The 11,461-nt window shown below is 69.9% G+C and carries 9 protein-coding genes; 3 read left to right on the forward strand and 6 right to left on the reverse strand.

Translation table 11 applies throughout. From position 1 onward, the window contains the following. Positions 1-10: 10 nt before the first annotated feature. Complete coding sequence (locus tag AT701_RS08325; RefSeq protein ID WP_058125643.1) at positions 11-1,585, forward strand: gamma-glutamyltransferase family protein; 1,575 nt, start codon at positions 11-13, stop codon at positions 1,583-1,585. Positions 1,586-1,618: 33 nt separating this feature from the next. Here the strand turns inward: AT701_RS08325 and AT701_RS08330 are convergent, their stop codons facing one another. The 4 genes from AT701_RS08330 to AT701_RS08345 form a co-directional block, all read right to left on the reverse strand. Then, positions 1,619-2,353, reverse strand: a complete 735-nt coding sequence (locus AT701_RS08330) for a hypothetical protein (RefSeq protein ID WP_058125644.1) — start codon at positions 2,351-2,353, stop codon at positions 1,619-1,621. Then, a complete protein-coding gene (locus AT701_RS08335; RefSeq protein ID WP_058125645.1) occupies positions 2,350-3,582 on the reverse strand; it encodes a zinc ribbon domain-containing protein in 1,233 nt (410 codons plus the stop codon). The genes AT701_RS08330 and AT701_RS08335 overlap by 4 nt, the downstream gene beginning before the upstream one ends. Continuing rightward, the gene (locus AT701_RS08340) at positions 3,579-5,141 is read right to left on the reverse strand and encodes a S53 family peptidase (RefSeq protein ID WP_042510568.1); all 1,563 of its coding nucleotides are present in this window, start codon (positions 5,139-5,141) and stop codon (positions 3,579-3,581) included. The genes AT701_RS08335 and AT701_RS08340 overlap by 4 nt, the downstream gene beginning before the upstream one ends. A gap of 127 nt (positions 5,142-5,268) precedes the next feature. Next, a complete protein-coding gene (locus AT701_RS08345) occupies positions 5,269-5,559 on the reverse strand; it encodes a hypothetical protein (RefSeq protein WP_058125646.1) in 291 nt (96 codons plus the stop codon). 408 nt (positions 5,560-5,967) lie between these two features. On the opposite strand from AT701_RS08345, the gene imuA' reads away from it, so the two are divergent. Further along, positions 5,968-6,687, forward strand: coding sequence for a DnaE2-dependent mutagenesis accessory factor ImuA' (gene imuA', locus AT701_RS08355; protein ID WP_058125647.1), 720 nt, complete (start codon positions 5,968-5,970; stop codon positions 6,685-6,687). A 2-nt stretch (positions 6,688-6,689) separates the two neighbouring features. Continuing rightward, on the forward strand, positions 6,690-8,267 hold the full coding sequence (locus AT701_RS08360; RefSeq protein ID WP_011727778.1) for a DNA polymerase Y family protein: 1,578 nt from the start codon (positions 6,690-6,692) through the stop codon (positions 8,265-8,267). Here the strand turns inward: AT701_RS08360 and AT701_RS08365 are convergent. Both AT701_RS08365 and AT701_RS08370 read right to left on the reverse strand, forming a co-directional pair. Next, entirely contained in the window at positions 8,258-9,310 is a 1,053-nt protein-coding gene (locus AT701_RS08365; protein ID WP_058125648.1) for a nucleoside hydrolase, read from the reverse strand. The two genes, AT701_RS08360 and AT701_RS08365, sit on opposite strands and share 10 nt — an antisense overlap. Before the next feature lie 53 nt (positions 9,311-9,363). Continuing rightward, positions 9,364-11,400 carry an SDR family oxidoreductase gene (locus AT701_RS08370; protein ID WP_081319425.1) on the reverse strand — a complete coding sequence of 679 codons (2,037 nt, stop codon included), beginning with the start codon at positions 11,398-11,400 and terminating at the stop codon, positions 9,364-9,366. Between the last annotated feature and the right edge of the window lie 61 nt (positions 11,401-11,461).

Here is an 11,461-nt window from a genome sequence, read left to right on the forward strand (position 1 = left end):
TCCTCTCATCGTGTCGACTTTCACCGGCGCGCTGGCGTCACCGCATGCCCTGGCCACCGAGGCCGGTATGGCGGCCTTCGCCGAAGGCGGCAACGCGATCGACGCCGCCATCAGCGCGGCAGCCGTGCTCACCGTCGTCTACCCGCACAACGTCGCACTGGGCGGCGATCTCATCGCCCTCGTGCGCACACCGGACGGCACCATCCGGTGCGTCAACGCATCAGGATGGTCGGGTGCGCGAGCGACGCCCGAGCGGATGCGTGCCCGGCACGGCGGGTCACTGCCTGCCCGTCATGCCGACTCGGTGACCGTTCCCGGCGGCGTACGCGGCTGGGAGGCGCTGCGCAGCCTGGGTTGCCGGATCAGCTGGGCGCAGACCCTCGCCCCCGCCCAGCGTGCGGCGGAAACAGGGGTGGCGGTGGCGAAGTCGCTTGCCCACCACATCGCCGATCCGGAGAACGCCGATCTGGACGAATCCGAGGACTTCTGTCGCGTGTTCCGTCCCGGCGGACGCATGTTGGCCACGGGTGAGGCGCTGGTGCAGCCCGCGCTGGCCGCGACGTTCGCGTCGCTGCGGCGACAGGGTCCCGACGCCTTCTACACCGGCGCGCTCGCCGACAGCATGCTCGCGCATCTGGGCAAGCACGGATCCTGTCTCACCGCAGACGATTTCGCAGAATTCACTCCCGAGTTCACCGAACCGCTGTCGGCGCCCTTCGGCGATCTGACCGTGCTGACCAGCCCGCCCAACACGCATGGGTTCGCGATGCTGCGTGCCTTGCGCGCGATCGAGGAACGCGATGTGGCCGATCCGCTGGGCGCAGGCATCGGCACCCTGATGCGAATCTTCCACCACGGCAACGTTTTGCGCGAGCGCCGTCTGGGAGACCCGCGGCTCAGCGAGATCGACATGGACGCACTGGTCAACGGTGCGCTGGGTGAGGTCGCCGAGTTGGGGACCCATCCCGGTCCGGTGCTGGTGCCCCACGGAGACACCGTCGGTGTCGCGGCCGCCGATTCAGAAGGCTTCGCGGTGTCGTTGATCCAGAGCGTGTACCACGCGTTCGGATCGGGTCTGATCGATCCCGAGACCGGGGTGCTGTTCCACAATCGCGGCACCAGCTTCTCGCTGGATTCCGATTCGCCGAATGTCATCGCCCCGCGCAAGCGTCCGGCGCACACGCTCATGCCTGCGTTGACGACACGCGACGGCGCGGTCCGGCACGTGCTGGCGACCATGGGCGGACAGGGGCAGCCGCAGATCCTGACCCAGGTCCTGCTGCATGCCGTGGCGGGGGAGTCCGCCCAGTCGGCGGTGTCCGCGCCGCGCGCGATCGTCGGCGGCCAGGTCGACGGCGCGACCGCCGATTCCGTGGTGGTGGAGGCGGATCTGGAGGCGCAGGCCCGAGAGTCCCTGCACGCCAGCGGTCTCAGCATGGTCGAGGTGCCCGTGCACACCGAGGCCATGGGCCAGGCCAATGTGGTGTTCGTCGACGCAGGCGCCATGCAGGCCGCGTCGGACCCGAGGTCCGACGGTGCCGGGATGGTCGCCCACTATCCCCGGGGTCCCCTCGCCGGCGGCTGAGGGCAGTTCTGCGTGTGCTCTCGGCAGAGAATGTCAGCGGGGTGGGTCGCCGCGCCAGCGGAAGCTGTTGACGTACTTGCCCATGTCGAGCGCGATCTGCAGGTTGGCGCCCGAGGGCTTGCTGGCGCCCGAGTCGGGGCCGAACTCGTGGAACGGACCCACCGCCGATGCGATGAGGGCCAGGTCGTTCTTGATGGCCACCATGACGATCACACGCATGCGCGCATAGCTGGACGTCGCACCCTGGGGCCAGCAGTCGGCGACCAGCCCGTAGCCGGGCTGATAGCCGACCATGGCGTTGGGGATCTCGTAGGCCGTCTTGGTGTCCGGGAAGGTGCTGCCGACAAGGTCGTTGGCGATCTCCTGCGGGGACCTGCCGCCTGCGGGCCGGCTGAACAGCTGCAGCATGCCGCCGTCGCCCGCGGTGAACTCCGCGGTGACGCCGGTGTTGTCGCTCGAGATGTTGTACGCCGACCCGTCGACGGGATACGACACCGAGAAGCTGCCGTCGGGTGCGGTGAACACGGGGTTGATCGCCACCGGCTCACCCGTCGGGGGCGCGCCGCAATCCGGTGGGCACATGTAGCGTGCGGGCGGCTCGCTCACCGAACTCGCGATCCACGCGAGCACACCGCCGACGATCGCGATGCTGGTGCACAACACGGCCAGCACCTTCCACAGCGACGGCCTGCGTGTCGGTTCGGCGCGGTAGGTGCCCTTGGGCACCGCGTACCCGGGGAAGAACCCGGTGGGTGCGGTGGTGGTCATCCGGCGTCGGCCCTTCGTTCACGAACCGGCCGGTTCTCACGGCGCTCATGGCGTGACGAGCGTGACGACGCATGCGTGGCGGCCCCGCAGTTGGCGCAGAACGCCATGTCGGGAACCACGTTGCCGCAGCGTGGGCACAGAATCGGTTTGTCCGAGGCGATCTCGTCGTGCTGCTCGTGCAGCAACGCCAGATGCAGGCCGACGCGCAACGCGAACATCGCGACGAGCGCGACCGCCACGTGCACGGCCAACTGGATCCACTGCGGCACCCGCGCGACGTCGATCAGCCCCAGGCCCGCGTACACGAGGACGACGATCAGCCCGCACCCGAGCATCACCGCCCGCACATACCCGGGATGCTGGTGGACCTTGCTGGGCGGACGCGTGAACCACAGCGCCGCACCGATCAGACCCCCGACGGCGACCGCTGTGAGTGGCACGGCGAAACCGCGGATCCCCGCCTCGACGAACAGCCCCGACATCGGCCGGTTGCGGGCCACCATGCCGGTGGTGAGTTGCGGGGCCAACCGGGTCAGCGTGGCGGCCGCGGTGAACGCCGTCGCACCGAGCGCCCCGATCATGAACCCGTCCAACGATTCCCGCGTGGGCGGCCGCACGAGCCGGATCAGCACCGCGGGCATGACCATCAGCACCAGACCCCCGACGGGCACGCCGAGACCGTTGCGCAACAGCCGGTATCCGGTGATGCCCGAGCCGAGTGGAACGCCATAGGACCGGGCCATCATGGTGCCGGTGAGCAACACCCAGCCGATCCCGAGCACGATGCCCAGCGCGGCTGTGAGCACCAACGTGCTCTTCGGCAGGTCGCTGAACGCGTCGGACTCCTGCAGGTAGATGAGGAACAGCAGCGGCAGTCCGAGCGCGGCGACCGCGATCAGCGCCGCGGGCAGACGCAGGTACGCGCACACCACGAGTCCCGCCACCAGCACCACCATCGCGATCCGGAACGGGATGCGCGAGCGGTGCGACAGGTGGGGGAACAGTGAACTGGTGATCGCAGGTTTCAGCAGGTGCTCTTCGGGCGCCACACAGGAAGCGGTGACGCGCAACCACTCCGGGCCGTCGCCGGGTTCCTTCTCCAGGTGCACCCCGCACAGGCCGCAGTACTGGCCCTTGGGCACGTCGACCTTGCACACGCGGCACTCGGTCACCGGGACCTCGTCGGGGCCGGTACGGTCCGGCGTGGTGTCTTCGGGTGGCTGGGTCATGGGTTTGCCTTCTGTAGCACGAGAAGGTTTTTCACCAGGTTCTCGGTGTCGGGGGTGCCGAGTCCGGTCACCAGGTCGTAGCCGGGCCCCGCGGTGGCGACGGCGTTGCCGCCGAGCGTGACGTCGCGGAACGCGGGAAGGGGTGCGCCGCGGGCGATCTGGTAGAGCATGGGGTTGAGATCGCCGATGGCCCGGCCGCCGTTGGCGACGAGGTACTGGTTCATGACCGCGGCGATGCCTGCCCACAGCGGGGCGGCCTGGGATGTGCCGCCGCCCACCAGGACCTGGTTGTTCAGAACGATTTTCACGCCCGTGAACGGATCGGCCACCGCGGCGATGTCGGGGGTCAGCCTGCGCTGCGCGCCACCGTCGTCCGGGGCGGAGAACCCCTGCTGCCAGTCGGGGCGGTCGAACAGTGCCGAGACGCCGCCGCCGGTGCCCTGTGACAGGGGGACGTCGAACCAGGCCTGCTCGGCGAGCCAGGCGCCGTCGGCCGTGGTGGACAGTGTGGTGCCGCCGACGTCGGTGATCTCCGGAAGCGACGCGACCGAGTCCAGGCCGATGTCGTCGTCGCCGGGTGCGGACGACCAGTCCTGTCCGCCTTTGCATTCCAGGCCCGCGAGATCGCCGCTGGCGTTGAAGGCCGTGGTGCCGCGGGTGTGCGCGGCGGCCAGCGCCGAGCGGACGGGTGCGAGATCGGCCGCGGTGATCAGCTTGTCGCAGCCCCAGCCGATCGAAAAGCTCCACACCGCACCGGGAAACTGCCGGTCGGCGTCTTCGAGCATCTGCCCGATCTTCTCGTAGGCACCGTCGCCCTGGACCGTGGGACGCGCGTTGACCACGACCTTCCGCGCGTCGGGGGCGATGGCGTGGGCCACCTGCAGATCCATGGTGGTCTCGCCGCGCGGTGTGCTGGGTTGCCCACCGACGAGGATCGGGGTGAACCTGGGCAGGTCGAAGGTGTCGGCGTACGTGTCGAGATCGGCTTGATCGAATCCGTCGAACGCGAAGATGACGATCGTCTGGCCCTTGCCGGTGTACCCCTGTTCGGCCAGGCCGCGCAGGTTGTAGGTGTTGAGCAGCAACTGCGGCGTGAGCCCGCGGTCGGGCACCTCGGCGGGCAGGTGCTGCAGGTCAGGGGTGTTCATCCGGTACGGGGTGTAGCCGAGGATGCGGCCGACCTCGGTGACCTCTGAGCGCACCGGTTCCGGGATCGACGGCTGTTGCGGAGAGGCGTAGAACTCCTGACCGCGTCGGCCGCGGTAGTCGTGGATGTCCACCTCGAAGGCGGCCGCCATGTCGGCGGGCGGGCCCTCGACGATCGCCCATGTGTCACCGTGGCGCCACCGCACCGAGAGTCCGCGTTCGCGCGCCCACGACGTGAGGGCCTCGGGGGACCCGTCGAGGGTGACGGTGAGCTGAACGGGCCCGCCGTCGGCTGGGCCCAGATCGGTTGAGGCCGCGAGCAGATGAGCGTACGGGCCTGCGATCTCGGCCGGTCCGTGCCCATCCGGCCCCGAGGTGATCCGGAAAACGGAGATCAGCAGTGCGCCGATCATGATCAGCGCGAGTGACCAATGCGTATGCCAATGCCTGAAGCCGCCGGGGTTACGGATGGATACGCCGACGTGACGTGTTGTACCAGCCATTACCGCAGCGGCTTCAGGTCAGAGGTTTCGAGCGTGACTATCCGGTGTTCTCGCGGTTGCCCGGGATGGCCGTCTGCGGGCCGGGCGCCTTCACCGAGGGCGTGAACAGGTTGCCGCCGGTGGGGTTGATCGACTTCTCGGTGGGCTCGACCGGTGGCGGCGGCGCCGGGGTCTCGGCCGGCGACGTGGTGGTCGTCGTCGTGGTGGTGGTCGTCGTGGTGGTCTCGGGAGCCTCTTCTTCGGAACCGCACGCCGCGGTGAAGGAGATCATCCCGATAACTGCCGCACCGCCTGCGATGACGGTGAGCCGACGGGTCAACTGTTTCATGGTCTGGGTGTCCTCACTGTCCCCCGGTGGTCAAGATTCGGCCTTCGGTGAATCCGTCTGTGAAGCGCGGTGGATCCCCACTCTTTGCAACGCAAATCGTGGCCCAGCCCCATCCCGAAGCGGGTTTCTGGTGTCCTGACTTTAACGTACTGGGGAAACAGGCGCAGGGGCATTGTTGCGGGCTCTGTTCCCGTTCACGGCAGGTGTTCCGACATGACCCTGCGAGGGGCCTCTCAGGGGCCCGCGGATGGTCACCGAAACGGCCCGCTGAAAGAGCGTTCGGGTATTGGCCAGGTGGTGGCCGCAGCGTCATCGGCAGCTTGACGGTGTCGGTGGGCCGGTGTTTACTCGAGCAATCGAACATACATTCGAACATGATCGGATTCTGATGGTGCGGGAGGTGCTGGTGTGACAGCTGCGGCTGACCTTGATGTGCGCCGCCTGACCCGCGCTGAGCAGGTAGAACACCTGCGCCGCAAGATGGCCTCGGTATCGGCCAAGGTATCGGCCAAGGTGGGCTCGGCGCACCGCGGGGTGTCCGGGTCCGATGATCTCATTTCTCCCGCAGGGGATTTGCTGGCCGGACCGGAATCGCAGGACGGGACCGCGCCGGAGCAGTTGCCCAGGACGTTGCCGCGCGGCACGGTCGCGGTCGCGAGAGGCGCCAGGTCGTTGACGCTGGGCATGGTCGCGGCGGTGACGGCCGCCGGTGGTCACGCCGTCATCGTCGGCCAGCCCGATGCCGGGCTGCTGGCAGCGGTGGAGATGGGCGCCGACCTGAGCCGTCTCGCGGTCATCCCGGATCCGGGTGCGGACCCTGTCGAGGTGGCCTCGGTGCTCATGGACGGCATGGACCTGGTGGTGCTCGGGCTGGGCGGGCGCTCGGTTCCGCCGAGTCGCACGCGGGTGATGACGGCGCGGGCCCGGCAGAAAGGTTGCACCCTGCTGGTGACCGACGGGGACTGGCAGGGGCCATCGGCCCGGCTGGAGGCCAGGGTCTGTGGTTACGAGGTGACCGGCGCGGGCCGCGGTGAGCCGACACCGGGCCGCGGCCGGATCGGGCGGATCCGGTTGACGATGCGCAGCAGGGGGCGGGCTCTCGGCCCGGTACGTGCGGTGGGCGGTTAGACATGCCCGAGGGTTCCCGGGTGCTCGCCCTGTGGTGCATGGACTGGCCCGCGGTCGCCGCGGCCGGTGCGGCGGGACTGCCGCCGACGGCCCCGATCGCGGTCACGCTGGCCAACCGGGTGATCGCGTGTTCGGCCGCGGCGCGCGCCGCCGGGGTGCGCCGCGGTCTGCGGCGGCGGGAAGCGCAGGCCCGCTGTCCGGATCTGCATGTGGTGACGGCGGATCCGGCCAGGGACGCCAGGCATTTCGAGCGCGTGACCGCCGCGGTGGACGAACTCGTGCCGCGTGCCGAGGTGCTGCGGCCGGGGCTGTTGGTGCTGTCGGTGCGTGGCGCGGCCCGGTATTTCGGATCCGAAGACGCCGCGGCAGAACGCCTCGTCGACGCGGTGGCGGCCACCGGGGTGGAGTGTCAGGTCGGCATCGCCGATCAGCTGTCCACGGCGGTGTTCGCGGCCAGGGCCGGACGGATCATCGCGCCGGGGGAGGACGCGTCGTTCCTGTCGGACCTGTCGATCCGCCAGCTGGCCACCGAACCGGCACTGGCCGCACCGGACCGGGATGCCCTGGCCGATCTGTTGTGGCGCATGGGTATCCGCACTCTGGGGCAGTTCGCGGCGTTGTCGCGTACCGATGTGGCCTCGCGGTTCGGCGCCGATGCGGTGGTCGCCCACCGGTTCGCGCGCGGTGAGCCGGCCCGGGCGCCCTCGGGCCGGGACCCGGCCGCCGAACTCGACGCGGTGCTGGATTGCGATCCACCGATCGAGCGGGTGGACGCCGCGGCCTTCGCGGGACGCTCACTCGCGGTCACCCTGCACCGCAGCCTGGAGGCGGCCGGTGTCGGCTGTACCCGGCTGGCCATCCACGCGGTCACCGCCAACGGCGAACAACTGGAACGGGTCTGGCGATGCGCCGAACCGCTGACCGAGGACGCCACCGCCGACCGGGTGCGCTGGCAGTTGGACGGCTGGCTGAACCGCCGCACCGACGACCGGCCCAGCGCGCCGATCACGGTGCTGCGACTGCGGCCGGTGGAGGTGGTCTCGTCGGCGGCGCTGCAGTTGCCGTTGTGGGGTGGTATCGGAGAAGAGGACCGGCTGCGGGCCAGGCGTGCCCTGGTGCGCGTGCAGGGGCTGCTCGGGCCGGAGGCCGTGCAGGTGCCGGTGCTCAGCGGCGGACGGGGCCCGGCGGAGCGCATCACGTTCACCGCGCTGGGGGACGAGCCGGTGCCCCAGGCCGACCCGCGACAGCCGTGGCCCGGTCAGCTGCCCGAGCCGTCGCCCACCGTGCTGCTCGACGATCCGGTGGAACTGCTTGACGCACAAGGCAACCCGGTCCGGGTGAACAGCCGGGGCCTGTTCTCGTCCGATCCGTCGCGGCTGTCGGGCGCCGGGAAACGCGACGGTGTCCTGCGCTGGTGGGCCGGGCCGTGGCCGGTCGACGAGCGGTGGTGGGATCCGCAGAACCGCGGCACGGGGCGTACGGCGCGCGCGCAGGTGCTGCTCGGTGACGGCGAGGACGCGTTGGCGCTGCTGCTGTGTTACCGGCAGCGGCGGTGGTATCTGGAGGGTGCCTATGAGTGAGACGTGAGACGCTGCGCGAAAGCGCCGACGCGTGAGATGAACCGGTCGAAGAACACCGTCGGGTCCACCTCCATGCCGATCAGCGCATTGGGTCGCCGTCCCCAGTGCCCGCGCCAGTCGGCCACCGTCATCCCGCGGGTCAGGGTGCCGGTGAGTTCGACGTCGACGGTGGTCTGGCGGCACCGCACCAACTCGGGGTCCAATGCGACCGCGGCCGCCAGTGGATCGTGCAGGTGCGCGAGATAGCCGTCGCCGGTGTCGAAGTGGAACTCGAAGTAGAAGCGCATCGCATCTTCGAGCACGCGGATCAGCGGGTTGGCCGCCGTCGACCGGGTGCCGCGCTCATCGCGCACGCTCATCGCCGTCGACGGGGACCCGGCCGCTGTCGCCAACCGGTTCAGCAGCGCCGGGGTCATCGCGACGTTCTCGGTGAGGTTGAGACCGAGCACGATCGGGACGTGTGCCGGGGCGGCATCGTCGCCACGGCCGCCCCAGGCGGCGTCCCACCCGCCGAACACCTCGGCGGCCGACTCGGGGTCGACGCTGATGTTCCACTCGGCGACCGGTGTGGTGTTGCCCTTGTAGTCGAAGGCGCCGCCCATGATGACCAGTCGGCGCATCAGCCTGGGCAGTGCGGGCTCGGCGCGCATCGCCAGCGCCAGGTTGGTCAGCGGGCCGGTGGCCAGGCCGATCAGCTCACCGGGATGTGCGTGCGCGGCGCGGATCCAGGCCTCGGCCGCGTCGTGCGTGGTGAGCATGCGGTCGGTGGCCGGAAGCCGGGCGTAGCCCAGACCCTCGGGGCCGTGGGTGTCCTCGGCGGTGCGCAGCGGGGCCGCCAGTGGTTGCTCGGCGCCGCGCGACACGGGAATGTCGGGGGCTCCGCACAGCTCGAGCAGCCCCAGGTTGTTGATGCAGACCTGGTGCACCCCAATGTTTCCCGCGGTCGACGCGATGCCGACGACATCGGCGTCGGAGCTGGCCAGCAGGTAGGCCAGGGCCATTGCATCGTCGACACCGGTGTCGACATCGGCGAACACGGGCATCGGTGACACGCCGCCAACGATAGGCCCCGGCGGACACCCCGCTCAAATGACGACTACCAGTGCACCCCGGGCAACGTCCGCACGGCACGCTTGACCGGACGCCCGACAGCGCGCGGCACCCGCACGCCGCGACGGCTGCGCGCGGGCCGCTTGGGCCGTCGTTCCGGCAGCCCCGACCCCGCGGACGGCGCAGGCCGGGACTCGGCCGGTGCCAGTCCACGCGCGGCCGCCGAATCGGGGTAGCCCAGGTACAGCTGGTGCAGGAAGCGACGCGCCACCCGCGGCGTGAGGTAGTTGCCGAAGTCGGCGAAGGTGCCGAGCGGTGTGTCGATCCGCGGCGGCTTCTCCACCAGGGCCCGCACCACCATGGCCGCGGCATGCTCGGCGCTGATCGGTGGCACCGGATTGAGTCTGCGCGACGGCGCGATCATCGGCGTCTTCACCAGCGGCATGTGGATGTTGGTGAAAGTGATGTGGTCGGACAGGGTTTCGGTGGACACCACATCGGAGAACGCGTCCAGCGCGGCCTTGCTGGGCAGGTACGCGCTGTACTTCGGCGTGTGTGCCTGCACCCCCGCACTCGACACGTTGACCACATGGCCGAAGCGGCGCTCGCGCCAGTGCGGCAGCAGCGCCAGCACCATGCGGACCGCGCCGAAGTAGTTGACCGCCATGACGCGTTCGTAGTCGTGCAGCCGGTCGGTCGAGTTCGCCACCGACCGGCGGATCGAGCGTCCGGCGTTGTTCACCAGGTAGTCGACGTGGTCGAACCGGCCGAGGATGTCCTTCACGGTGTGTTCGACCGACGCCGAATCGGTGACGTCGCACGTGAACGCGTGCGCCTGCCCGCCATCGGCACGGATCTCGGCGATCAGTTCGTCGAGCGCCTCACCGCTGCGGGCCAACGCGAACACCACCGCGCCACGGCGGGCAACTGCGATGGCCGACGCGCGGCCGATCCCGCTCGATGCACCCGTGATGATCACGTGTTTGCCGATCAGCGGGCCCGCGGGATCGTCACGCCGGGCACGGTCGGGGTCGAGGTGCTCGGCCCAGTACCTGAACAGTTGCGGCGCGTACGAGGCGAATTCGGGTACCGCGATCCCGGTGCCCCGCAGCGCGCTCTCGGTGTTGTCGGCCGTGAACGTCGGCCGCAGTTCGGCGACGTCGAACACCTCACCGGGGATGCCCAGTTGCGTCGCGACCATGTTGCGCACGACCCTGGCGCGGCCACGCACGTCGAGCACGGGCGCCGCGGTCGCGCGCGGCAGCTTTCCGCGCAGCGGCGGCAGACCGGCGGCCCCGGCCACGCCGCGGTAGATGTCGACCAGCCCAACCGTATTCGGCGCGGTCAGGTGGAACGTCTGACCGTCGGCACCCTCGACGTGCATGAGGTGCACGAGCGCCCGGGCGACGAAGTCGACCGGAACGACGTTGGTACGGCCGGTGTCCGGCAGCACCATGGGCGTGAACCTCGGCAGCGCCGCGAGACGCGCGAGAACCCCGAAGAAGTAGTACGGCCCGTCGATCTTGTCCATCTCGCCGGTGCGGGAATCGCCGACCACCACGGCGGGACGGTAGATGCGGTGGGGTACGTCGGTCGCGGCGCGCACCAGCATCTCGGCCTCGAACTTGGTCTGGTGATACGGCGTGGGCAGGTCCTGTGCGACGTCGAAGTCGTCCTCGGTGAACACGCCGCGGTGGTTGCCCGCGACCGCGATCGAGGACACGTGGTGCAACGTGGCTTCGAGCCGCCGCGCCAGAGCAATCACGGCCCTGGTGCCGTCGACGTTGGCGGCGCGCTGTGCGGCCTCGTCGACGGTGATGTCGTAGATCGCCGCGCAGTGCACCACGTGCGTGATGTCCCCGAGATCGGCGACATCGGTGTCGCTGAGCCCCAGAGCATCCGCGGCCAGGTCTCCTACCAGCGGTTTCGCGCGATCTCCCCAGTGGTGGGCGAGACGTTCGAAGCGGTTGAGCGATTCGCGGCGGACCAGGATCCACACCTCGGCGGCGGCGTCGCGGGCGAGGATCTCCGACACCACCCGCCGGCCGATAAACCCGGTACCGCCGGTAACGACATAGCGCATGCGAGCCATCGTGGCCCGATATCGAGCAAACGTCAACCAGGACGTCAACCGGGCAGGTGCA

Origin of the sequence: Mycolicibacterium smegmatis (assembly GCF_001457595.1) — a bacterium.
GTDB classification, from domain to species: domain Bacteria; phylum Actinomycetota; class Actinomycetes; order Mycobacteriales; family Mycobacteriaceae; genus Mycobacterium; species Mycobacterium smegmatis.

Excerpts from the sequence above, each read along its gene's own strand:
- AT701_RS08360 (WP_011727778.1), top strand. The coding sequence starts at position 6,690 with ATGCCCGAGGGTTCCCGGGTGCTCGCCCTGTGGTGCATGGACTGGCCC.
- AT701_RS08340 (WP_042510568.1), bottom strand. The coding sequence starts at position 5,141 with ATGATCGGCGCACTGCTGATCTCCGTTTTCCGGATCACCTCGGGGCCG.
- AT701_RS08330 (WP_058125644.1), bottom strand. The coding sequence starts at position 2,353 with ATGACCACCACCGCACCCACCGGGTTCTTCCCCGGGTACGCGGTGCCC.
- AT701_RS08365 (WP_058125648.1), bottom strand. The coding sequence starts at position 9,310 with ATGCCCGTGTTCGCCGATGTCGACACCGGTGTCGACGATGCAATGGCC.
- AT701_RS08345 (WP_058125646.1), bottom strand. The coding sequence starts at position 5,559 with ATGAAACAGTTGACCCGTCGGCTCACCGTCATCGCAGGCGGTGCGGCA.
- AT701_RS08370 (WP_081319425.1), bottom strand. The coding sequence starts at position 11,400 with ATGCGCTATGTCGTTACCGGCGGTACCGGGTTTATCGGCCGGCGGGTG.
- AT701_RS08335 (WP_058125645.1), bottom strand. The coding sequence starts at position 3,582 with ATGACCCAGCCACCCGAAGACACCACGCCGGACCGTACCGGCCCCGAC.